20 protein-coding genes are annotated in these 21,511 nt (G+C 64.8%); 15 read left to right on the top strand and 5 right to left on the bottom strand.

The features are described 5' to 3' along the window. Nucleotides 1-24: 24 nt before the first annotated feature. Nucleotides 25-576 (top strand): peroxiredoxin, encoded by a 552-nt coding sequence (locus K2U94_RS12665; RefSeq protein WP_243067558.1) that lies wholly within the window; start codon nucleotides 25-27, stop codon nucleotides 574-576. 334 nt (nucleotides 577-910) lie between these two features. Here the strand turns inward: K2U94_RS12665 and K2U94_RS12670 are convergent, their stop codons facing one another. Together K2U94_RS12670 and K2U94_RS12675 are read right to left on the bottom strand one after the other, a co-directional pair. Further along, nucleotides 911-1,540: a hypothetical protein gene (locus K2U94_RS12670; RefSeq protein ID WP_243067559.1), complete on the bottom strand. Its 630-nt coding sequence runs from the start codon at nucleotides 1,538-1,540 to the stop codon at nucleotides 911-913. Nucleotides 1,541-1,898: 358 nt separating this feature from the next. Then, a complete protein-coding gene (locus K2U94_RS12675; protein ID WP_243067560.1) occupies nucleotides 1,899-3,071 on the bottom strand; it encodes a pyridoxal phosphate-dependent aminotransferase in 1,173 nt (390 codons plus the stop codon). A gap of 88 nt (nucleotides 3,072-3,159) precedes the next feature. Here K2U94_RS12675 and K2U94_RS12680 point away from each other — a divergent pair, with 88 nt between their 5' ends. The 6 genes from K2U94_RS12680 to K2U94_RS12705 all read left to right on the top strand — a co-directional run bounded on the left by K2U94_RS12680 (nucleotide 3,160) and on the right by K2U94_RS12705 (nucleotide 9,308). Then, nucleotides 3,160-3,927, top strand: coding sequence for a DsbA family protein (locus tag K2U94_RS12680; protein WP_243067561.1), 768 nt, complete (start codon nucleotides 3,160-3,162; stop codon nucleotides 3,925-3,927). A 22-nt stretch (nucleotides 3,928-3,949) separates the two neighbouring features. Further along, entirely contained in the window at nucleotides 3,950-5,827 is a 1,878-nt protein-coding gene (locus K2U94_RS12685; protein WP_243067562.1) for an ABC-F family ATP-binding cassette domain-containing protein, read from the top strand. A gap of 93 nt (nucleotides 5,828-5,920) precedes the next feature. Then, on the top strand, nucleotides 5,921-7,195 hold the full coding sequence (locus K2U94_RS12690; RefSeq protein ID WP_243067563.1) for a glycosyltransferase family 2 protein: 1,275 nt from the start codon (nucleotides 5,921-5,923) through the stop codon (nucleotides 7,193-7,195). Nucleotides 7,196-7,240: 45 nt separating this feature from the next. Beyond that, a complete protein-coding gene (locus K2U94_RS12695) occupies nucleotides 7,241-8,218 on the top strand; it encodes a glycosyltransferase (protein ID WP_243067564.1) in 978 nt (325 codons plus the stop codon). Further along, on the top strand, nucleotides 8,218-8,847 hold the full coding sequence (locus K2U94_RS12700; RefSeq protein ID WP_243067565.1) for a class I SAM-dependent methyltransferase: 630 nt from the start codon (nucleotides 8,218-8,220) through the stop codon (nucleotides 8,845-8,847). Before K2U94_RS12695 ends, K2U94_RS12700 begins: the two co-directional genes overlap by 1 nt. Continuing rightward, a complete protein-coding gene (locus tag K2U94_RS12705) occupies nucleotides 8,844-9,308 on the top strand; it encodes a GtrA family protein (protein ID WP_243080186.1) in 465 nt (154 codons plus the stop codon). Before K2U94_RS12700 ends, K2U94_RS12705 begins: the two co-directional genes overlap by 4 nt. 135 nt (nucleotides 9,309-9,443) lie before the next feature. Here K2U94_RS12705 and K2U94_RS12710 read toward each other — a convergent pair whose 3' ends face one another. Both K2U94_RS12710 and K2U94_RS12715 read right to left on the bottom strand, forming a co-directional pair. Continuing rightward, on the bottom strand, nucleotides 9,444-10,163 hold the full coding sequence (locus K2U94_RS12710) for a class I SAM-dependent methyltransferase (RefSeq protein ID WP_243067567.1): 720 nt from the start codon (nucleotides 10,161-10,163) through the stop codon (nucleotides 9,444-9,446). Nucleotides 10,164-10,211: 48 nt separating this feature from the next. After that, on the bottom strand, nucleotides 10,212-12,014 hold the full coding sequence (locus K2U94_RS12715; protein ID WP_243067568.1) for a hypothetical protein: 1,803 nt from the start codon (nucleotides 12,012-12,014) through the stop codon (nucleotides 10,212-10,214). 106 nt (nucleotides 12,015-12,120) lie between these two features. On the opposite strand from K2U94_RS12715, the gene K2U94_RS12720 reads away from it, so the two are divergent. The 6 genes from K2U94_RS12720 to K2U94_RS12745 all read left to right on the top strand — a co-directional run bounded on the left by K2U94_RS12720 (nucleotide 12,121) and on the right by K2U94_RS12745 (nucleotide 16,492). After that, complete coding sequence (locus K2U94_RS12720) at nucleotides 12,121-12,753, top strand: phosphatase PAP2 family protein (protein WP_243067569.1); 633 nt, start codon at nucleotides 12,121-12,123, stop codon at nucleotides 12,751-12,753. A gap of 169 nt (nucleotides 12,754-12,922) precedes the next feature. Beyond that, complete coding sequence (locus K2U94_RS12725; protein WP_243067570.1) at nucleotides 12,923-13,192, top strand: usg protein; 270 nt, start codon at nucleotides 12,923-12,925, stop codon at nucleotides 13,190-13,192. 63 nt (nucleotides 13,193-13,255) lie between these two features. Beyond that, on the top strand, nucleotides 13,256-13,876 hold the full coding sequence (locus K2U94_RS12730) for a class I SAM-dependent methyltransferase (protein WP_243067571.1): 621 nt from the start codon (nucleotides 13,256-13,258) through the stop codon (nucleotides 13,874-13,876). 137 nt (nucleotides 13,877-14,013) lie between these two features. Then, on the top strand, nucleotides 14,014-14,892 hold the full coding sequence (locus K2U94_RS12735; protein WP_243067572.1) for an HAD-IC family P-type ATPase: 879 nt from the start codon (nucleotides 14,014-14,016) through the stop codon (nucleotides 14,890-14,892). Further along, nucleotides 14,889-15,776 (top strand): HAD-IC family P-type ATPase, encoded by an 888-nt coding sequence (locus K2U94_RS12740; RefSeq protein ID WP_243067573.1) that lies wholly within the window; start codon nucleotides 14,889-14,891, stop codon nucleotides 15,774-15,776. Before K2U94_RS12735 ends, K2U94_RS12740 begins: the two co-directional genes overlap by 4 nt. Next, complete coding sequence (locus K2U94_RS12745) at nucleotides 15,773-16,492, top strand: HAD family hydrolase (RefSeq protein ID WP_243067574.1); 720 nt, start codon at nucleotides 15,773-15,775, stop codon at nucleotides 16,490-16,492. Before K2U94_RS12740 ends, K2U94_RS12745 begins: the two co-directional genes overlap by 4 nt. A gap of 54 nt (nucleotides 16,493-16,546) precedes the next feature. Here K2U94_RS12745 and K2U94_RS12750 read toward each other — a convergent pair whose 3' ends face one another. Further along, a complete protein-coding gene (locus K2U94_RS12750) occupies nucleotides 16,547-17,659 on the bottom strand; it encodes a fatty acid desaturase (protein ID WP_243067575.1) in 1,113 nt (370 codons plus the stop codon). Nucleotides 17,660-17,928: 269 nt separating this feature from the next. Here K2U94_RS12750 and K2U94_RS12755 point away from each other — a divergent pair, with 269 nt between their 5' ends. Next, nucleotides 17,929-19,866 carry a hypothetical protein gene (locus tag K2U94_RS12755; RefSeq protein WP_243067576.1) on the top strand — a complete coding sequence of 646 codons (1,938 nt, stop codon included), beginning with the start codon at nucleotides 17,929-17,931 and terminating at the stop codon, nucleotides 19,864-19,866. Continuing rightward, a complete protein-coding gene (locus tag K2U94_RS12760) occupies nucleotides 19,863-21,464 on the top strand; it encodes a pyruvate, phosphate dikinase (RefSeq protein ID WP_243067577.1) in 1,602 nt (533 codons plus the stop codon). Before K2U94_RS12755 ends, K2U94_RS12760 begins: the two co-directional genes overlap by 4 nt. The last annotated feature ends 47 nt before the right edge of the window (nucleotides 21,465-21,511 follow it).

Consider the following 21,511-nt stretch of genomic DNA (forward strand, 5'->3'; position numbering starts at 1 on the left):
GCGGATTACCGCTGGGAGAAGACGATGACGCGAACGGTCCTGGGAATTCTTGCCGGCCTCCTTTGTTCGACGGCGGCCTGGGCGGCGATGCGGGTTGGCGACAAGGCGCCCGATTTCACCCTGCAGGCGGCCGTCGGCGGCAAGACTTTCACCTTCCACCTGGCCGAGGCTCTGAAGAAAGGCCCCGTCGTCTTGTATTTCTACCCGAAGTCCTTCACGGCCGGATGCACGATCGAGGCGCATGAATTCGCCGAGAACGCGGAAAACTTCGCCGCGACGGGCGCGAGTCTGATCGGGGTTTCGGCGGATGGGATCGAGACCCAGATCGCATTCTCCTCGAAGGAATGCCGCGACAAGTTCCCGGTCGGCGCGGACGCCGACGGCAAGGTCATCCGCGCCTATGACGCGCAGATGTTCAAACTTGGCGCGATCGCCCCCTCGATGTCCAATCGCATCTCCTATGTCATCGCGCCCCACGGAAGGATCCTTTACGCCTACCAGGATTCGGAGCCACAAAAGCATATCGCCAACACGCTCGCCGCCGTCCAACAATGGCGCAAGGATCACCGCCCGTGAACGTCGTCACGCCTCAGGCGCGCCAACAACTTTCCTGCCCGGAGAATTATCTGATCTTCCCTGAAGGGGGTCCGCCGCCTCCTCCCGAAAACGAGGATTCGGGTTGGCGAGCGCGAGTCCCGGCAGTTCTAAGAATTTCCTCAAAGAGCATCATAAAGGTCGTTCGCGCTCCGGCGCTGATCGTCGCCCTCATGTCAATTCCGGAAACCGGGCTGACCAACCGGGAATTTCCGGTGGTGGCGCGTCGCTGCCCGTGCTGGAGACGCCCTCGGACTTCAGCTTTCCGCCGCTTTCGGTCAAGCGCGAACGAGAACCAAGCGCCAGAATTCGACCGCTAAATTCGCACCGCCGCGAGATACATCATGTCGCCGCCCAAAAAGGCGGGGCGGCGCTCGGCCTTGGTCAGCCGGTGATAGGGCGAGCTGCCCGGCTGGTCGCTCGGGAGCCACGGATCGAGCGCGCCCATCGCGATGATGCGCGGCCCGCGCGGCGTCGGAATGAAATCCGCTTCGACGATCACCATGCAATGGTCCTTGTTGGCGTAAAGCAGCGGGCGCTTTTGCAGCAATTCGCTAACGATAAGGGCGTCGTTTATGGCGATAATGCCGCTTTCCTGGTCAAAGCTGGCCTCGATCCGCGGCCGGAAGGTCACGCCGTGGTCGTCTATCCAGGACTTGCTGAGGATCGTGGTGAGATCGCGGGTCTTGGGCGCCGGCGCGCAGGCGAGGTCGCTGTAGAGGAAATCGACCACTTTCCTCTGATCGGTGGGATGGCCGAGCGTGCCGAAGATCATCGAGCAGGACGCCGCCCAGCACCAGTCCGCGCATTGCTGCGCGACAAAAGTCGGGTGGGGGATGAAAGCGCGGCTCGGCGCTTCAGCGAAAGGTACGATCAGTTCTGCGCGGCTGGCCGAAGGGGCGAGAACAGCCGCGGACGCCGCAAGAATGAATGACCGGCGGTTCATCAAGACCTCCAATCCGTCCGCCGCGGCCGTCAAAACTTCCAAAATTCAAGCGAATCGCGGAAGAGTTCAATTATTCTAGACCAACGGCGATTATTGCAAAGAAAGCTTCGGGGCCCTCCTGTTCGCCTCCCTTGCCGATTTTCTCGGCTGTTTGCTGCAAAGCAAAAACGGCGCCGAACCTGCCCAGATCGCAGCCAAGCTCATGAATCAGCAGATTCGAATATTAGACGATCAGGCGCCGCAGGCGTTTCGTCAACGCCGAACGGCGCGTCGTCTGGGGACGACGCGCCGACGCGACGGCGCCGTCCTGTCGAGCATGATTTTTCCGAAAACGGACTTCCACTTTCGGACTCATCTCCTACCGCCGCAGGAAATCCTTCAGCCGTTTCAGCGCCTCGACCATGTGGCTCTCGGCGCCGGCATAGGACAGGCGCAGAGCGAGATGGCCGCGCAGCGGGTCGAAATCGACGCCCGGCGTCGCCGCAACCCCGGCGCGATGCAAAAGGTCGCGGCAGAGCCGAGTAGAATCGTCGGTGAAGCGGCTGACGTCGGCGTAAATGTAGAAAGCGCCGTCGGCCGGAGCGAGTTGGTCGAGGCCGAGCGCCGGCAGGCCGTCGAGTAGAATATCGCGGTTGCGGCGATAGCCCTCCTTTACTGCCTCAAGCTCCTCGGTCGCGTCGAAGGCGGCCTGCGCCGCGATCTGCGACAGGGTCGGCGCGGAAATGGCGAGCGATTGCTGCAACCGCTCGACAACGCGCGGCAGTTCGGGCGGCAGCACCAGCCAGCCGACCCGCCAGCCGGTCATGCAATAATATTTCGAGAAGGAATTGACGATGACGGCGCGGTCGGAAAAAGCCAGCGCCGTCTGCGCCGGGCGGTCATAGGTCAGGCGGTGGTAAATCTCGTCCGAAATGAAAACAATTCCGCGCCGCTCGCACAATTCGGCGATTTCCCTCAACGATTCAGCGCCTTGCATCGCGCCGCTCGGATTGGCCGGGCTCATCAGCAGCAGGCCGTCGAGTTGACGAGCGTCATGGGCCTTCTCGACGGCCGCCGCGCTGACCGCGAAACCATTGGAGGAATCGACCGGCAGATCGACCGCCTCCAGCCCCAGCGTCCGGAAAATATTGCGATAGGGCGGATAGCCCGGGTTCTGGATGGCGATGCGGGCGCCAGGATCGAACAAAGCGAGAAAGGCCATGACGAAGCCGCCCGACGAGCCGGTCGTCACCGCCACCCGGCCCGGATCGACCTCCACGCCATATGCGTCGCAATAATGGCGCGCGATGCGCTCGCGCAAAGTGCTCAGCCCGAGCGCGTCGGTATAGCCGACCGGCTGGCCCCCGAGCGCCGCGATCGCCGCCTCGCGGACGCGGCGCGGCGGCGGCGCGAAGGGTTCGCCCACCTCCATATGGATGATGTCGGCTCCGGCCTGCGCCCGCAGCGTCGCCTCGCGCTTGACGTCCATCGCGATGAAAGGCGCGATCGCCGCCCGCCGCGCGGGACGAAGAATTTGCGCAGTCTGATCCATGACATTTTCCGGAAAATCGAGCGCCGTAATTCGACCGAACGGCGAAAATAGTGCTAAGCAGGGTTAGATTTTTCGGCCGGAGTTGTCCATGTCCTTCCCCTCCCGCAAGGCGATTTTCGCCGCGTTCCTGTCCTTGAGCGCCTTCGCCCTCCCCGCGCGCGCCGGCGAATTCACCGCCGCGCAGAAATCCGAGATCGAATCGATCGTCCACTCCTATCTGCTCGACCATCCCGAAGTTCTGCGCGACGTCGCGAACGCGCTGGAAAAGAAACAGCAGCAGGAGGAAACCGCCCTTCGTCATCAGGCGATCGAACAGAACAAGGATGCCCTCTTCCACTCGTCCTTCGACGGCGTGGTCGGCAATCCGAACGGCAAGGTCACCCTGGTCGAATTCTTCGACTATAATTGCGGCTATTGCAAAAGAGCTTTGGGCGATCTCGAAAACCTGATCAAGGCCGAGCCCGACCTGCGCGTCGTTCTCGCCGATTTCCCAGTGCTCGGGCCGGATTCGGTCGAAGCGTCGCGGGTCGCCGCCGCCGTGCGCAAGCAGATTTCCGGCGCGAAATTCTTCGATTATCATCAGAAACTGCTGATGACCCGGGGCCACGTCGGGAAGGAACAGGCGCTTGCCGTGGCCCAGGGCATGGGCCTCGACATGGCCCGCGTCCAGAAGGACATGAAGGATCCTTCCGTCCACGCCGGCCTCGCGCAAACCATGAAGGTCGCCGACGCCCTCGGCCTCAACGGCACCCCATCCTATGTGATCGGCGATGAGGCCATCGTCGGCGCCGTGGGCTACGACCAATTGAAGTCCCGCGTCGATTCCATGGCCAAATGCGGCAAAACGACCTGCTGAGCAGACCTTCTTCGACGCAACCATGCTGACTGTCACCGATCTCACCTACCGGCTCGGACCGCGCCTGTTGTTCGACGCCGCCGGCCTGGCGCTGCCCGAGCGCGCCAAGGTCGGCTTCGTCGGCCGCAACGGCGCCGGCAAGACCACTTTGTTCCGGCTCATCTGCGGCGAGATCGCCGCCGAGAGCGGCGCGATCCAATTGCCGCGCGGCGCGCGCATCGGCCGGGTCGAGCAGGAGGCGCCGGGCGGCGACGGCAAGCTGATCGATTTCGTGCTCGCCGCCGACATCGAGCGCAGCGCCCTGCTGGAAGAGGCCGAAACCGCGCAGGACCCGCATCGCATCGCTGAAATCCACATCCGCCTCGCCGATATCGAGGCCCACGCCGCCCCGGCCCGCGCCGCCACGATCCTTTCCGGTCTCGGCTTCGACGAAGACGCTCAGAATCGCGCGCTGAAAGAGTTTTCGGGCGGCTGGCGGATGCGCGTCGCGCTCGCCGCCGTGCTGTTCTCGCGGCCGGATCTGCTGCTGCTCGACGAGCCGACCAATTATCTCGACCTCGAAGGCACGCTCTGGCTGATCGATTATCTCGGGTCCTATCCGGCGACGATCGTGGTCATCAGCCACGACCGCGATCTGCTCAACGAAGTCTGCGACCATATCGTCCATCTCGACCGCGCCAAATTGCAGCTCTATCGCGGCAATTACGATTCCTTCGCCCACCAGCGCGCCGAGGCGAAAATGCTGCAAGCCAAATTCCTCAAGAAACAGGAAGACCGCCGCGCCCATCTCCAGGCTTTCGTCGATCGCTTCCGCGCCAAGGCGACCAAGGCGCGCCAGGCCCAATCGCGCCTGAAAATGCTGGAGAAGATGGAGAGCGTCGAGGCGATGGTGGACGAGGACGTGCTGCCCTTCGTCTTTCCCTCGCCGGAAAAACCTTTGTCGCCGCCGATCATCGCCATGGAGAAGGTTGCGGTCGGCTATGGCGAGCGCATCGTCCTGTCGGGGCTCTCGTTGAGCCTTGCCAACGACGACCGCATCGGCCTGCTCGGCGCCAATGGCAACGGCAAATCGACCTTCGCCAAACTGCTCGGCGGAAGGCTCGACCCGATGTCCGGGACCTTGAGCAAATCGCCCAAGCTCGAAGCCGCCTTTTTCGCCCAGCATCAGGTCGACGACCTCAATCTCAACGACACGCCCTTCATGGCCGTGCAGCGCCTGATGGCCGACGCGCCGGAAGCGAAAGTCCGCACCCGCGCCGCCCAGATCGGCTTTCCCAATGTGAAGGCCGACACCAGGGTCTCGCATCTGTCCGGCGGCGAAAAGGCCCGCCTGCTGATGGGTCTCGCCACTTTCAACGGCCCGCACCTGCTGATCCTCGACGAGCCGACAAATCACCTCGACATCGACAGCCGCGCCGCTCTGGCCGAGGCGATCAACGACTTTTCGGGCGCGGTGATCCTGATCTCGCACGACCAATATCTGCTCGAAGCCTGCGCCGACCGGCTGTGGCTGGTCGCTGAGGGCAAGGTGCGGACGTTCGACGGCGACATGGCGGACTATCGCAAATTCGTGCTCGATTCCGCGCGCAACAGCCGCAAGGACGGCGCGGAGAAAAAGCGCGAGGCGCCGACAGAGGGCCGCCGCGACGCCGCCAAAGCCCGCAGGGACGCCGCGCCGCTCGCCCGCAAGGTCAAGGCGGCGGAAGAGAAAATGACGAAATTCTCCGACCTCGTCGCCCGCGTCGATCTGATGCTCTCCGACCCCCGCGCCTTCGAACGCAACCCGGCCGAGGCCACAAAACTCTCCCAGCAACGCGCCGAACTGCAACGCGCCCTCACAGCGGCGGAGGAGGAATGGCTGGAGCTTTCCGCCGAGTTGGAGGCGTTCGCCGGCGGTTAAGCAGAGCATTCCGGTAGGCAAATCTTAAGCGCGCTGACCTATGGTCTGCTCCGGAGCCCGGAACCTCCGGCGCCGGCGCGGAGCGCTCGAACCATGTTGAAACTTGCGGCTGTGGACGAAGCCTGGCCCTCGGCCATCGACGTCTCCATTGTCATGCCCTGCCTCGACGAGGCGCTCAGCCTGCCGCATTGCATCGCCAACGCCCGCGAAGCTTTGGCGCAGATGCGCGACGGACTCGGGCTCTCCGGCGAGATCGTGATTTCCGACAATGGCAGCGAAGACGGCAGCCAGATGGTCGCCCGCGCGCTCGGCGCGACGGTGACCCATTGCCCGCGGCGCGGCTATGGGGCGGCGGTGATCCACGGCATGCGCTCCGCAAACGGCCGCTTCCTGGTCATGGGCGACGCCGACGGCTCCTATGATTTCCGCGACGCGGTGGCGATGGTGGAGCGTCTGGCGCAAGGCGCCGACCTCTGCATGGGCTCGCGCTTCAAGGCCGGCATCGCGCCCGGCGCCATGCCGTGGAAGAACCGTTATATCGGCAATCCGGTCCTCACCGGCGTGCTGAACCTGTTTTTCCACGCCGGCGTCAGCGACGCCCATTGTGGCCTGCGCGCGCTGACCAGGGATTGTTTCGAGCGCCTGGACCTCCGCGGCTCGGGCATGGAATTCGCCAGCGAAATGGTGGTCAAGGCGGCGCTCAAGGGCGAGAAGATCGCCGAGGCGCCGGCCAAACTGCTGCCCGACCTGCGCGACCGCCCGCCGCATCTGCGCCCCTGGCGCGACGGCTGGCGCCATCTGCGCTATCTGTTCATGCTGAGCCCGGTCTGGGCTTTCGCGGTTCCGGCGCTGCTCGCGGCCGCCATGTCGCTCACGATCTGGGCCGCCGCCGGCCTCGCCTTCGCGCGCGGACGCTGGGAGGAATCGGCTTTCGGCAATTATTGGGTCGTCCTTGCCGGCGCCCTGCTCGGCCTGTCCCATATCGCGGCCTTGTTCGCCGCTTCCGCCCATATATACGGACGCCGCGCTGGCTTCCGGCGCGCAACGGGCCACGCCGACCGCATCGCCAAATGGACCAATCTCGAAACCATGCTGATCGGCGGAGGCGTGGTCGCCGCCGCCGGACTCGCCATCCTGACCCTGGTGTTCGGCTATTGGTCGCAGCATCATTTCCAGGCGATCGGCAGCGTCCTTCCCGCCGTGGTCGGCACGACCCTGATCGTGATCGGCGCGCAGAACGCCCTCGGCGGTATCCTGCTCGCCGTCGTCAACGGCCACGAAACCGAATTCGTCAAGGCCCCGCGCGAAAGCGCCCCCGTGGCGGCGCCCCAGCCGGCCCAGCCCGAGTCCCAGAGCCGCGTCGCCTGACGCCACGACCAAACAAGCAAGGGGGCCGGCTCGCCGGCGCAATCCATGACTGGCCCATCAAGCGACGGCAAACCGCTCCTCTCCATCATCATGCCGGTCTTTCGCGGCGAGGAGTTGATCGGCGAAGCCCTCGAATCGGTCGCGACCGAGGTTCCGCCCGAGGCGCGCGGCAAGGTCGAAATCCTGGTCATCGATTCGAGCCCCGACGACGCGACCATGAATGTCGTCCGCCGCTTCGAGGACCGGCTGAATCTGCGCCCCTATGATCGTCCCGATTTCCCCATGTGGCACGCCAAAACCAATTTCGCGGTTCAGGAAGCGCGCGCCGACCATTTGTGCTGGTTGCATCACGACGATCTCTGGCTGCCCGGACGGATGAAGGCGGTCGAATCCTGGATCGCCGCGGCGCCCGAAGCGCCGTTCCACTTCGCGCCGAGCGTGTTCGTCGATGCCGCCGGCACGGTTCTGGGCGAATGGAACTGCCCGATCGATGAAGAGGGCCCACAGCCGCGCGAAACATTCCTGCGCGGCCTGCTGGTGCAGAATTACATCGCCGCCCCCGCCCCGGTGTTCCGCAAGGACGCCTGGCTACGCTGCGGCGGGCTGGACGAAACCCTGTGGTACACCGCCGACTGGGACATCTGGCTGAAACTCACGGCGCAGGGCGGCGCCCGTTTCCACAAGGAGGTCGCGACCGCCTTCCGCGTCCACGGCTCCTCGCTGACGGTGACCGGCAGCCGCGACATCGCTGATTTCGTCGATCAGATGCGGGTGGTGCTGGACCGTCACATCACCTTGCTGCCGGAAAACCGCCGCCGGGAGATCGCGCCGGTCTGCGCGGCGTCCATTCTGGTTAACGAGGCGGTCGCGCGCGCGTCGCGCGGCGACGCGAGCGCCCTGCTGCGCGCCACCGCCGCGACGATGAAGCTCGGCCCGCGCGGCGTCGCGACCTATTTGCGCCATTCCCGCCTCGGCGAGCGCGTCAGCGCCCGCGTCCGCGCCAAGATGAGAGGCGGCATGTGATGGCGATCGGCGCGTTCCTGCGCCGCATTTGCGGCCCGTACGAGCATCGCGTCAGCGAAGCCTACCGTTCCATTTATGTCCATCTCGACGATTTCGTCGCCGGGATCAGGGAATCGCAGCCCGAGGCGCACCGCATTCTCGAGATCGGCTGCGGCGAAGGCGCAGTAACGGAACGGCTAGCGGCAGCCTATCCGCAAGCGGAGATTTTGGCGATTGACATCACCCCGCGCGTCGGCCGCCTTTATCGCGGTCCCGCCGGCAAGGTTTCCTTCGAGCAGGTCGCGGTGCAGGACGTCGCGCGCAAGCGTCCTGGGCAGTTCGATCTCATCGTGCTCGCCGATGTGCTTCACCACGCGCCGCCAAGCCTGCACGACGAATTGTTGGCTTCCGCCAAGGCCGCGCTGGCCGCCGGCGGTCTGTTCGTCTTCAAGGACGGGGAGCGCGACTTCACGCCGATTCACGGCATGTGCTACGCCTCCGACCGCTTGCTGACCGGCGACCGGATCCGTTTCATGTCGGCGACGGAGATGCGCGAAAGGCTCGACTCGGTGTTTGGCGCGGCGGCGATCGAAGCTGTGGCGCGCGTCGCGCCCTGGAACAACAATCTCGCCTTCATGGTTCGCGGATGACGCGCGCGGGCAGATATGGCGCCCATATCGGCCGCTATTTGAGCGTCGGCGTCGTTTGCGCCGTGACGCATAACGCGATCATGATCGGCGGCGATTTCCTCCACGCCTCCTTTGCGCTCGACTTCGCTATTTCCTACCTTATCGTGACGCCGCTGGGTTACAGCCTCCACGTTCGCCACACGTTCAAAACCAGTCCGAACTGGCACGGCCTGTGGCGCTACGCCGGCGCAAATGCTGCGGGCGCGCAAATCTCCTTCATCCTGACCGTCCTGTTCATTTCCGGCTTCGGACTCTCGGCGGCCATCGCGGCCCCTGTCGTGACCATCCTCCTGTTCTTCTGGAATTTTGCCGCGACCCATTGGGCGTTGCGCGCTATGCCACCTGGCGTGATTCAGCGTGCACGCGCGGCGGCACGGCGCGCCGGCGCGAGCTTCGTCGCAAATTGGTTGCGCGCGAACTGACGCATCGGCATAATAACTCCTCTCCGACGAATGAGTAGGCGCCTGCATGGCGTTTGCAAGAACGGCTTTGCGCGCTGGTCCGTTTCGGCAGCGACCCGGCCGGAGCTGGACTCCGGCGTGCGTTTTGGGCCGCGGTCAAATGCGCGTCACGACGATGTAGCCGAAACTCAACAGTGGAAACGCCCGTTCCGCGGCCCGGATCGCGGCTTCCCCTCCAGTTACCAACTGCCCCCGCAGTCCCCTATTCCGGCTTTTCATTTCAACGAAATCGGAATGATAGGGCGTGATCGTCCAGTCGTCGTAACCGGCGCGCCGCATCAGGGTCGAGAGAGTCTTGAAGGAAAAAATGCAAAGATGGTCCTGGTGCGTCGACTCGCGTCCGAAGAGGCCGATCAAGGCATTGTGAAGCGCGGTCGCGTTCGGGGTTGAAAAGACAAACTCCGCGCCTCTCAGAATATCGAGCGAGCGGAACAGCCGCAGGAAAGCGAGCGGATTATCGATATGTTCGATCAATTCGCCCGCGACGACCGTGTCTGGCGTGAATTTCTCGCGCTCGAGAAAAGCGGCGAGATCAAAAATATCGCCGCGTCGGATGCAGGCGTTGTCGGCGGTCTTGAGGCCATCGTCGGGAAGCATGGACGAGGAATCGAGGCCGACGACGCGTTTCGCGCATTTGGCGATCTCTTCGTGGAGCCAATTCCCGCTGTTCCGCTTCTGCGCGAACGCCGTTTCATCCATCGCGCCCAGATCGAGAACCTGCTTGCCCGAGCAACGCCGGCTGATCCAGCGGATACGATCCGCCGGCTTCGAAACGATGATCTTTTCAAGAGGTGTGTAATGCAACGGCTGAGGCATGGATTCCATCGCTCCCGGCGCGAGCGTCCGTCGCGCCAATTTGCGCGATCATCGCCCGGCTTGACCTGAATAACGGTTAACGCCCGCGGCAAAATGAAGGGCGCCAAGGCGCTCCACCTTGCAGCCGGCGGCTTCAATGCGCGGCGAGAGCGTCGCGATGCGTTTTTGCGTCCCCTCATCGGGGGCCGATTGGAAATAAACGTCGATCGACCGATACAGGCTGTCCTCCGGCAGCGCCGCCGTCGCGCCGTCGCGGCACAAGGCCGCGATCAGGTCGTCATCCAGGAAATCCGCAAGGATTCGCAACGGGCGGCTGGAGAGGTCGGGGCGGTTGTGGACAAGATCGGCCGCGAAGGGTTCGTCTTTCGAACCGATGACGACGAAATCGGCCTTACTCGCCGCAATCCGGGCGTTCGCCTGCGCGGTGGCCGCATAAAGACCATATGAGAACCAGAGCTGAAGCGGCAAGACAGTCAAAAGAGAGATGAATGTCGTGCGCAGGGTCAGCGGGCGCAGCCAGAGCCGGTCGGCGAGGCTTCGCCAGCCTTGCGCCGCCAGCAGGATCGCTGGCCCCAGAACGGGATGGAGATAGCGGTAGCCGAATCCATGCCCCTGGTACGGCAAAATCACCAAGGCGACCAGAACAGGAAGGACGGCGCTGGCCGCCAGGGGCAGCGTATAACGCGCCCTGCGCGAAAAAATCAGCGCGGCCGCCGCCAAAGGCAGGAGCAGAACCGGCTGCCATGCGGCGAAGCGCAGGAGATTGGCGGCCATCATCGTCCAGCGCTCCGAACCGTCGAGCGACAATATTTCGATCAGGCGCGTGCCGAAATCGGTCCCCATCGGCGCCGTGACCGACGCCGGCCCCGTCACCAATCCGTGCATGTACAGGGGCCAGGCCAGCCAGAAGGCGCAGATCGCCGCATAGCCCGCCGCAAAGAGGGCGGCGCGAGGCCAGGCGCGGTCGCGCAGCAGCCCGAACAGAAACGGCGCTGCAAAAAGCGGATGAAACAAAGGCTGATGCAGGCCGGTGGAGACGAAGGCCAGGACGAGCGCGCCGGCGTCGGCCGCGCGCCGGTTGAGCAGGAACAGCCACAACCACAATAGGTTCAAAGTCAGATGCGCCGGCATGGCATAGGCGGTCATGCCGGCGAAGAGAATCTGGCCGGAGGTGCAATAGAGCAGCGCGGCGACGATGGCCGGCTCCGGCTCCTTCGGCCACAGCAAGCGGGCGCATTTCCAGATCGCGAACGCGCCGAGGGCGGTGAGCACCGGCCCGGCGAGCGCCGGGTCGCCAGCGAAGCCGGCCAGCGTCCGAAGCAGGGCGTTCATCGGCAAATAAGCCGAGACCCAGGCCGTTGGCTTCGCAACCGGAAGCATGAACATGGTGTTGAGGGCGCCGGCATGTGCCTGCCAGAACGGCGGGAGCGGCTGGGCCAGCAGGCCCTTGGCGAAGATCGCGGCGTCGAAATCCGCCATCTGCTCGTCGCGGCTCAAATCATAGCCGCTCAGGATGAAATAATGGCCGAAATAGCAGAAAGCCGCCACGCCCGCGACCATGGCGACGAGCGCCGCGCCGCTGAGCCGCAAGGGCGCGGTCCGCGCGCCGAGCCGGAAACCCGCCGCAAGCAGCGACACGATGCCGGCCAGCAGCAGCCAGCGGTCCTGCTTGAAGAGAAAGATCATCGCCAGATTGTCGACCGGAACCAGCACGGATAGCGCGAAGGCCGTAAAACACAGGCCGCCGAAAATGAGCGTCGCGCCCTCGGGCGTCTCCCAGAGCGAAGAGAGGCGGCCCGCGGGGGGCGCGGCGGCGGAAAAGCTGTGGGATTGGCGAGCTTGTTCGGACATGCCGCAAGTTAGGCAGAACGACGTTAAGACTTGCTGAGAGCGCGGCCAAGGCTTGACGATTTTCGCTTCTTCAGGCTCAGGTCCAGGCGGATCAACAGAGGTTCGCATGCGCCCCCGGAATGCCCCCGCTATCGTCCTCATCGCCGGAATCGTCGTCGCGACGGCGGCAGCCTGTTTCTTCCTTGATCGCTCTTTCGCTCTCTTTTCCTACGCGCATTTCCACCATGCGCGCGCGCCCTTCGTCGCGCTGACCGACCTTGTCGATCTGCTGGAGGTCGGCGCGGTGTTCGGCCTGATCTGGGCGGGCTTCATCGTCGCCGGCGGCCGGCGCATGGGGCCGAACGGGCTCATTGCGCTACGGGCGACGCTCGCGCTGTTCCTGGCGATCGGCGTCAAACAACTCGCCAAATACGCCTTCGGGCGGACCTGGCCGGAGACCTGGACCTGCGGCAATCCCTCCTTCATCCGCGACGGCGCCTTCGGTTTCACGCCCTTTCACGGCGGCGCCGGCTGGAGTTCCTTTCCTTCCGGCCATGAAGCCGTCGTCTGCGCGGTCGCCGGCTGCCTGTGGACGCTGACGCCGCAGCTGCGGCCGCTCTGCGTCGTCGCGGTTCTCGCTGTCGGCGTCGGCCTCCTCGGCGCCGATTATCATTGGGTCAGCGACGTGCTCGCCGGAGGCCTGATCGGCTGGCTGATCGGTCTGTTCGCGGCGCGGCTGACATTCGAGCAAAGGGCCTGACGGCGCGCTTGACGGTCGAACTGCGCGCCCGATGGCGCGCTTGACGGTCGAACTGCGCGCCCGATGGCGCGCTTGGCAGCACTCACAGCAAACCGCTGCTAACAATTTGATTCTATTGACATAAAATTGATTTGGTCGCGTAATTCTCCTTCAAGCAAGGAGTCGCCCAATGGCATCACCGGACTTTAAACGTCAACTTGAAGGCTATGGGATGACGACGGCCAATATTCTTTACCGAATGCCGGACCATCCGTCGATCATCCAATCCTTCATCTGGCAGCAATATGACCTGCAGCCGGAATTCCCCGAGCTGCGCAAATTCCTGCAATTCTGGAAGGAAAAGATCGAGGGCCCCATCCACCGCGTCATCGTTGGGCATTGCGGCCTGATCAAGCCGGCGGAATTGAAGCTGGTGACGGCGGAATTCCAGCTGCACTGAACGCCGCCCCGCCCGGTTGAACCCGGCGCGATCCGCGCCCATATCGAGCGTAGGGGGTCAGCCATGAACGAGGACCGAAAGAGCCATTGGCAGGGCGTCTATACGGCCAAGGCCGAGACGGAGGTAAGCTGGTTCCAGGCCACGCCGTCGCCGTCGCTTGAGTTGCTGCGCCTTGCGGGCGCGGATCGTCAATCCGCCATCATCGACATTGGCGGCGGCGCCTCGCTGCTGGTCGATCATCTGCTCGCCGAAGGTTTTAGCGATCTGACAGTGCTCGATCTATCTGAAGCTGCGCTGGCAAAAGCCAGGGCGCGGCTGGGCGAGGCCGCCGGGCGCGTACATTGGATCGTGGGCGACGCCGCTGAATGGGCCCCTCCCAAAGCCTATGACTTCTGGCACGACCGCGCCGCCTTCCATTTCCTGACCGAACCAGCCGAGCGCGAGGCCTATATGGAGCGCCTGCGCCGCGCCCTACGCGTGGGCGGCGCCGCGATCATCGGCACATTCGCGCCCGACGGGCCGCAAAAATGCAGTGGCCTGTCAGTGGTCCGTCATGACTCGAAATCGCTCGCCGAAGCGCTCGGGCCTGGCTTCGAATTGCTCGACGAGCGCCGTCACGAACATCATACGCCCTGGGGCTCGATACAGAAATTCCAGTTCAGCGCTTTTCGACGCACAGGCTGAACAGAAACGAAGTGGCGGAACCTGCCCCGACCCTTAAATTGCCACTCCAATGTGAAAATCGGGAAATCAGATTGACGCGGGACGTCGCTCTCCCCCGCCGTCCCGCCGGCGAAATCCGCAAAATCGTGAGGATTCCCATGAGCGCCACGGACGCAAAAAGCCCGGCCGTATCTGGCCAGCGCGTCACGCCGCTCGACGAGGCCGCCGCCAAGGGCCTGACCGAGGCCGAGGCCGCCCGCCGCCTCGCGCAATATGGCCCCAACGCCCTGATCGAGCATCGCGTCAGCGCTCTCGCCCGTCTGGCGCATTTCTTCTGGGGCCCCATCCCGTGGATGATCGAAGTCGCCGCCGTCCTCTCGGCGGTGGTGCGCCATTGGCCCGATTTCGTGGTCATCATGGTCATGCTGGTGCTCAATGCGGCGGTGGGCTTCTGGCAGGAATTCAAGGCCGACAACGCCATCGAACTGTTGAAGCGCCGCCTCGCCCTCCAGGCGCGCGTGCTGCGCGACGGCCAATGGCAGGACGTCGCCGCGAGCGAACTCGTCCCCGGCGACGTCATCTCGATCAAACTCGGCGGCATCGTGCCGGCGGACGTCACTTTGCTCGACGGCGATTATCTGGGCGTCGATCAATCGGCTTTGACCGGCGAATCCCTGCCGGTCGACAAGAAGCCGGGCGACGAGGCCTATTCCTGCTCCATCGCCAAACAGGGCGAGATGACCGCCGTGGTCACCGCCACCGGCATGAACACCTTTTTTGGCAAGACCGCCCATCTGGTCCAACAGGCCAAGAGCGCCTCCCATTTCCAGCGCGCCGTGCTGAAAATCGGCAATTTCCTGATCCTCATCACCATCGGCTTGGTCGTGGTCATCGGGCTCGCCGCTTTGTTCCGCCACGATCCGCTGATCGAAACGGTCCAGTTCGCCCTCATCCTCACCGTCGCCTCGATTCCCGTCGCCCTGCCCGCGGTGCTCTCCGTCACCATGGCGGTGGGCGCCAAAAGCTCGCTCGCATGAAGGCGATCGTCTCCCGGCTGGTGTCGATCGAGGAAATGGCCGGCATGGACATGCTGTGCACCGACAAGACCGGCACGCTGACCAAGAACGAACTGACCTTGGGCGCGCCGAGCCCCGCGGCGAACGTCGCGCCCGAAGCCCTCCTTCTCGCCGCCGCCCTCGCCTCGCGCCGCGACGCGCCCGACGCCATCGACGCCGCGATCCTCGCCGGCGTCACGGACGAGAACGCCTTCGCGCCCTACAAGCTGCTGTCTTTCAAGCCTTTCGACCCGGTCGCCAAGCGCGCCGAGGCGGAAATCGAAACCGCCGACAGCAAGTTCCGCGTGGCCAAGGGCGCGCCGCAGGTTATCATCGATCTCTGCAATCCCACGGATGAAGAACGCCGCGCCATCGCCACCCAGGTCGACGCCGACGCCGCCAAGGGCTTCCGCACCCTTGGCGTGGCGCGGACCGACGCCGACGGGAACTGGCGCTTCCTCGGATTGCTCGCCCTGTTCGACCCGCCGCGCGACGACAGCAAGTCGACCATCGCCGCCACAAAGGCGATGGGGGTGGAAATCAAGATGGTGACCGGCGACCACGAGGCGATCGCCCGCCAGATCGCGGGCCAACTCGCGCTCGGGACCAATATCGTGGTCGCGGAAAATGTCATCGGAAAAGACGCGCCCGCCGATCGGCTGCCGGCCATCGTCGCCGCCGACGGCTTCGCCCGCGTCTTTCCCGAGCACAAGTTCGCCATCGTCAAGGCCCTGCAGGACGCCGGCCATATCGTCGGCACGACCGGCGACGGCGTAAACCACGCCCGGCGCTCAAACACGCCGATGTCGGCATTGCGGTCAGCGGCGCGACCGACGCCGCGCGCGCCGCCGCCGACGTCGTATTGACCGCCCCCGGCCTCTCGGTCATCACCCGCGCCATCGAGGAGGCGCGCCAGATTTTCGAGCGCATGACCGGCTACGCCATCTATCGCATCGCCGAGACGTCGCGCATCCTGCTGTTCATGACGGTCAGCATTCTGGTCTTCAATTTCTATCCCGTCACCGCGATCATGGTCGTGCTGCTCGCCCTGCTCAACGACCTGCCGATCATGATGATCGCTTATGACAACGCGCCGATCGCGGAAAAACCGGTGCGCTGGAACATGACGCGGGTGCTCACCGTCGCCTCCGTCCTCGGCATTTATGGCGTGTTTGGAAGTTTCGGCCTCTATCTGATCCTGCGCAATTATCTCGGCTTGCCGCAGCCGGAAATCCAGCCTCTGATCTTCCTGAAACCTCTGGTCGCCGGCCATATGACGATCTATCTGACCCGAAACCGGGGGCCGGTCTGGGCGGGCCCGTGGCCGAGTTGGAAGCTCGTCGTTCTCTGCGAGACGACCCAAATCCTCGGCGCGCTCGCCGTGGTCTACGGCTGGTTCATGGCCCCGACGGGCTGGAAGCCGGCGCTGATGGTCTGGGCCTATGCTTTGATCTTGTTCGGCATCGGAAGTCTGGTCAAAATCGGAACCTACCGCCTGCTCGAAAACCGGGCCAAGCATCAGGCCCGCCATCTCGAAAGGATCGAGGGCCGGCTCGTCAATCACACGCGCCCGCGGAGCTGACGCGGCGCCGTCGCGACGCAGATCGGGCGGATCGGGATTCTGGCCGCCTGCCGATCAGCGCTCGAAACACCTGATGCCGTTCGCCTTCATGAAAGCGATATCGGCGCCCGTCGCATAGTCGCGATCCCACGCGTCGAGACGCGGCTGCATGATCTTGAAAAACAGCGGCGGAACGAGAGTGATGGTGACGAGCTTCAAATATCCAATAGGCAGTTCCGGGGCGTCGGCATTCACATGCAATTCGACCGAGGGACGCGCTGGATGTTCATGGTGATCGGCGTGCCGTCCGAGGTTGTTCAAGATCGCATTGGTCCCGGGACGATAGACGTCCCAGGACAAGCGCGGCGTGACCGGCTCGTCTTCAACCCTCAACAATCCATAATGCTGGACGTAATCGATCGACTCGACCATGACCCGGCCGACCACGCCGCTCGCGACAAAAGCGAGCAGGCCCAGCGGCCCGCCGATGAACAGGAAAAAACCCGCGATCGCGATCAGAATAATCCAGCCCGAGACGAACCGGTTCTGCAAGGACCATTGGGGCAGGCCGCGCCGCGCCATCCGCTCCTTCTCATATCGAGCCGCGAAGGCGTAATTCCCGGGAACCGACCGCGCAATATAGCCATAGACGCTCATTCCGCGCCGCGCCGTGCCCACGTCGCAGGGGAGACCGACATAGCGATGATGACGCGCGACATGGTGCGTCATGAACCATGGATTGAGAACCAATGCGCCGATCCAGTTCGACAGCGCCATTTTGATCCGCGAATCGGCGCAATGCATGAGTTCATGCGCGCTGCTGATCGCAACCGAATAATTGAAGCCCTGGGCGAACAGGGCCAGAATCAGGTCCAGGCTTGACGTCGATTTTCTCGACGCCTCCAAATCGATCCCCACATGATGAAGCAGGGCCGCCAAACCCAAAGGATCGCCGCTTCCGAAATGATAGGCGAAAAAGGTCGCGTTCAAAACCAGAAGCACGACGGTCAGATAGAGGTTCCGCGCATGCATCGCGACAGGAGGAGCCTCGTCCAAGGTCCTGTCCGCCCCGCCGAAATCGTCGACGACATTGATCAGCACATTTGTCGCCACGAAGGGCGCCCAGACCCACACGCCGCCCGCAATCAGCCCGATCAGGCTCGCCAGAAAAAGCGCGTTCTGGGTCATGAAGCGCAAATGTGAAACTTTAAACGTCAGCAAACGTTCTCGAAGCGGCTCGACTTGGAACTGCATAACGATTCCCTGTATTCAGCCCCAAAATTCTGGTTCAATCCCCAGGAATTGAAAACCCCATTTTCAAACTGTCTTAATTTTTTTTGCCGCCCTGTTTCGTTTTTGTCATGAAATTGACGGAAACTGGCTCAGGACGCATTTTCGGACGGATCGGCAACCGTCACGGATGGCGCGAAAACGGATCGAACGTTCGGGACCGCCTGATGGTAGGCAAAGTCGCAATAGTGGAATCGCTCGGCGAGCGCGCCGTGCTGCTGCCTGCCCTGATCGCCGAGGCGCTGGCGGCCAATGACAGGCTCAAGATCCGCCTCAGCCTGTTGCAGGAGGCTTCCGCCCACGCGGCAGAGCCGGGGCGGACCGCGTTGACGCTGGAGAACGAGCGCCGCTCCGTCGGCCTCGACGACGCCGCTCTTGCCGCCACCGTTTCCGGCGCCCGGCCGCTCGACGCCGCGCATTTCTCGGCGCCGGGCGCGGCGCTGCTCGCGAGCGGCTTCGCCGCCGATCTCGACGCCATGTACGCGCCGATCGACGTCGCGCGCGGCGCGGCGGCCGGCGCCCTGAAAGCGCGGCTCGACGCCGTCGTGGCCGCCCTGCCCGACCTCAAGGACGATCGCGTCGCCCACGCCCAGGTCCTGGCCCTCGCCTCGGCGAGCCGCGAGGCGGGCGACAGCCTGCATCTCCTGGTCATGGACCTGCATCGCGCCATCAACCGCCTCGCCGCCGAAACCGCGGTCGAGGACATCGACGGCGCCCGTGCGGCGGGCCTCGATGAAGGCTCTCGCGCCCGCGTAAAGGCTTTCATGCGCGGCTTGAACCGGACGGCAGGCCTCGCCTTCGGCCATCCCGGCCTCGCAACCACCGCCGGGCGGGTCGGCGCGCGGCTGACGATCCAGAACGACATCGGCACGACCGACGCCCATGTCCTGGTCGTCCATGTCGAGGGCTTGAGCGCGACGACGACCTATACCGACGTCCACCGCCCGCGCGCGAAATTCTTCATCGCGCTTTTCGACGGCCAGGGCGTGGAGTGGAGCCCGCTCGGCGAAAAGCGTCAGCGCAACCTCGCGGAAGGCGAGGTCTTCTATCTGCTCAATGGCGTTTACAAGGCGCGCGACGAGGCCGACCTCGACCGTTTCCTCACCTTTCTCGGCTCGCGCATCGTCTTTCTGATCGACTGGAACAAGGCGCGCAAGGCGCTCCAGCTTTTCACCGGCAAGGGCGCCGCCATCGCCATCCTGCTCGACGCCGCCCGCGGCGACGACGGCCATCGCGCCTTTCTCGAACTCGGCGGCGCAGAGCTGGTTTATGAGGCGATCCGCAATGCCGCGTCCGGGCGCATCGCTTATGGCGTCCCGCTGGAGCAGGCGCTCGGCGACGAGGAGTGCCGAGGCTTCTTGCGCCATGTGCTCCATGTCGCCTGCGCGGGGCTAAAGGACGGGCTCTCGACCCGGCTGATCCGCGACGAAATCCAGGCCGACCTGTCGCAGCGGCTTGGCGCCGCCGAACGCGAATTGCTCACCGTCGCGCTGCGCCATCTCGGCCTGACCCGCATGCTGGCGGGCATGATCGAGACGGTTCTTTCGACCGGCGCGGCGGCGAGCGCCGACGAGCGGAAAAACCTCGCCCGCCGCGCCAAGGCGCTCGAAGCCAAGGCCGACCGCCTGACCCTGGAGGCGCGAAAGATTTTCGCGCGGTTGCGCGACGCCGACGATCTCCTGCCCTTCGTGGACGAGATCGAATCCGCCATCGATGCATTGGACGAAGCCGCCTTCCTGATCAGCCTCGCCGAGAGCGACGGCGTCTTCGCCGCCCCGCTCGGCGAACTCTCGCGCATCGTGACCGAATCCGCCGCGCAGATGACCCGCGCGGTTGAAGGCGCCCTGGTCGTCCCCAAGGGCAAAAGGCTCGACGCCGCCTTCGCCCTGCAATGCATCGCCGCCGTCGCCGATTGCGAGCGCGCGGCGGATGACGCCGAGCGCACTGCCTTCGCAGCCGTGCTCGCCCCGGCGCCGGCGGCGATGGAAGCACGCGTGCTGGTGCTCGGCCTCGAAATCGCCCGCGCTCTGGAGGATGCGACCGACCGCCTCGCCCATGCCGCCTTTTCGCTGCGGGCGCGGCTGTTGCAGGAGCTTTCGGCATGAAAGGCGAAACACCGGAGCTGGGCCTGATCGGCCTCGGCGGCAACCATGAGCTGCCGCCGGCGCTTTACGGCTCGAAAGCCGCCGAGCTTGCGCGCATGAGCGCGCTCGGGCTTCCGGTTCCGCCAGCCTTCGCCCTGTCCGCCAACCTGTGCGCGCCCATACTCGCGGGCGAGAAGCAGGCGTTCGACCTCCTGCGCGCGGGGCTCGCCGAAGGCGTCGGGCTTCTGGAGAGCGCGACCGGGCGCCGCCTCGGCGACGCGCGCGAGCCTTTGTTCGTGTCGGTGCGCTCGGGCGCGGAAAAATCCATGCCCGGCATGCTGGAGACCATTCTCGACGTCGGGATGAACCCGACGAGCGCGCATGGCCTCATTCGCGCGACCGGCAACCCCCGCCTCGCCTTTGATTCCCATCGCCGTTTCATCCAGATCTATGCCCAAGTGGTCGGCGGCATGGTGGCCCAGCCATTCGAGGAGGCCTTGGCGCGCATGATGCGCGCGGAAGACGCCGCGCATGAAGGCGAGCTCGATCCCGAGGCACTGGAGCGGCTGGCCGGCGAATTCCTGGCGCTGGCCGCCGCCGAAGAGGCCGCGCCGCCGCCCGACCCTGTTGCGCAGCTCTTTTTCGCGGCGCGCGCGGTCTATCTGTCCTGGCAAAGCCCGCGCGCCATCCTCTATCGCAAGATGAACGGGCTCGAAAATCTGCTCGGCACCGCCGTCACTATCCAGACCATGGTTTTCGGCAATTCGGGCGGAGCGTCCGGCTCCGGCGTCGCCTTTTCCCGCGATCCCGCGACCGGCGCCAAACAGCTCTATGCCGATTTCCTGTTCGACGCCCAGGGAGAAGACGTGGTCTCGGGCCGGCGCACGCCGGTTGACGCCGGAGCGCTCAAGCGACGGCTTCCCGAGGTCGCGGCCCAGCTCGCGGCCGGCGCCGAAACCCTCGAAAAAGACCGGCGCGACGTGCAGGACGTTGAATTCACCGTCGAGAATGGCAAGCTCTTCTTCCTCCAGACCCGCTCCGCCAAGCGCACCCCGCGCGCGGCGCTGAAAATCGCGGTCGATCTGGCGACCGAAGGCCTGATCGACAAAAGTGAGGCCCTGCGCCGGGTCACCGACGTCGATCTGACGAAAGCGGGCCGCGCCGCTTTCGTCCAGGCGGCGCCGGCGGTCGCCAGGGCGACCGTCGCCGCGCCCGGCGTCGCCTGCGGCCGCGCCTGTTTCACCAGCGCCCAGGCCGAAGAGGTCGCGCGGCGCGGGGAGAAAGCCATCCTGATCCGCCGCGACACCTCCACGGAAGATGTCGCGGGCTTCGCCGCCGCCGACGGCATTCTCACCGCGATCGGCGGGCGCACGTCCCACGCGGCCGTCGTCGCCCGCCAGATGGGCAAGGCCTGCCTCGTCGGCTGCGCGACGCTTTCCATCGACCCGGACGACCGCGCCGCTGCGCTCGGTGAAAAGCGCCTGCGCCAGGGCGACTGGATCGCGCTCGACGGAACCACCGGCGAAATCTCGCTGGGCCAGCGCGACATTGCGATCGCGGAAGCGAAGGAAAGCGCGATTTTGCGGCATTGGCGGGATGAGGACGCGCGGCGCCGCTGAAGATATTGGCGCGGAACGGCGACGGGGCGACGCCGCCGCGCGGCGCG

The sequence above is a fragment of the Candidatus Rhodoblastus alkanivorans genome (assembly GCF_022760755.1).
In the GTDB taxonomy this organism is placed as follows: Bacteria; Pseudomonadota; Alphaproteobacteria; order Rhizobiales; family Beijerinckiaceae; genus Rhodoblastus; species Rhodoblastus alkanivorans.

What these genes read in the sequence shown, in the direction of transcription:
- K2U94_RS12665 (WP_243067558.1), top strand. Translation starts at nt 25, where the DNA reads ATGACGCGAACGGTCCTGGGAATTCTTGCCGGCCTCCTTTGTTCGACG.
- K2U94_RS12670 (WP_243067559.1), bottom strand. Translation starts at nt 1,540, where the DNA reads ATGAACCGCCGGTCATTCATTCTTGCGGCGTCCGCGGCTGTTCTCGCC.
- K2U94_RS12675 (WP_243067560.1), bottom strand. Translation starts at nt 3,071, where the DNA reads ATGGATCAGACTGCGCAAATTCTTCGTCCCGCGCGGCGGGCGGCGATC.
- K2U94_RS12680 (WP_243067561.1), top strand. Translation starts at nt 3,160, where the DNA reads ATGTCCTTCCCCTCCCGCAAGGCGATTTTCGCCGCGTTCCTGTCCTTG.
- K2U94_RS12685 (WP_243067562.1), top strand. Translation starts at nt 3,950, where the DNA reads ATGCTGACTGTCACCGATCTCACCTACCGGCTCGGACCGCGCCTGTTG.
- K2U94_RS12690 (WP_243067563.1), top strand. Translation starts at nt 5,921, where the DNA reads ATGTTGAAACTTGCGGCTGTGGACGAAGCCTGGCCCTCGGCCATCGAC.
- K2U94_RS12695 (WP_243067564.1), top strand. Translation starts at nt 7,241, where the DNA reads ATGACTGGCCCATCAAGCGACGGCAAACCGCTCCTCTCCATCATCATG.
- K2U94_RS12700 (WP_243067565.1), top strand. Translation starts at nt 8,218, where the DNA reads ATGGCGATCGGCGCGTTCCTGCGCCGCATTTGCGGCCCGTACGAGCAT.
- K2U94_RS12705 (WP_243080186.1), top strand. Translation starts at nt 8,844, where the DNA reads ATGACGCGCGCGGGCAGATATGGCGCCCATATCGGCCGCTATTTGAGC.
- K2U94_RS12710 (WP_243067567.1), bottom strand. Translation starts at nt 10,163, where the DNA reads ATGCCTCAGCCGTTGCATTACACACCTCTTGAAAAGATCATCGTTTCG.
- K2U94_RS12715 (WP_243067568.1), bottom strand. Translation starts at nt 12,014, where the DNA reads ATGTCCGAACAAGCTCGCCAATCCCACAGCTTTTCCGCCGCCGCGCCC.
- K2U94_RS12720 (WP_243067569.1), top strand. Translation starts at nt 12,121, where the DNA reads ATGCGCCCCCGGAATGCCCCCGCTATCGTCCTCATCGCCGGAATCGTC.
- K2U94_RS12725 (WP_243067570.1), top strand. Translation starts at nt 12,923, where the DNA reads ATGGCATCACCGGACTTTAAACGTCAACTTGAAGGCTATGGGATGACG.
- K2U94_RS12730 (WP_243067571.1), top strand. Translation starts at nt 13,256, where the DNA reads ATGAACGAGGACCGAAAGAGCCATTGGCAGGGCGTCTATACGGCCAAG.
- K2U94_RS12735 (WP_243067572.1), top strand. Translation starts at nt 14,014, where the DNA reads ATGAGCGCCACGGACGCAAAAAGCCCGGCCGTATCTGGCCAGCGCGTC.
- K2U94_RS12740 (WP_243067573.1), top strand. Translation starts at nt 14,889, where the DNA reads ATGAAGGCGATCGTCTCCCGGCTGGTGTCGATCGAGGAAATGGCCGGC.
- K2U94_RS12750 (WP_243067575.1), bottom strand. Translation starts at nt 17,659, where the DNA reads ATGACCCAGAACGCGCTTTTTCTGGCGAGCCTGATCGGGCTGATTGCG.
- K2U94_RS12755 (WP_243067576.1), top strand. Translation starts at nt 17,929, where the DNA reads ATGGTAGGCAAAGTCGCAATAGTGGAATCGCTCGGCGAGCGCGCCGTG.
- K2U94_RS12760 (WP_243067577.1), top strand. Translation starts at nt 19,863, where the DNA reads ATGAAAGGCGAAACACCGGAGCTGGGCCTGATCGGCCTCGGCGGCAAC.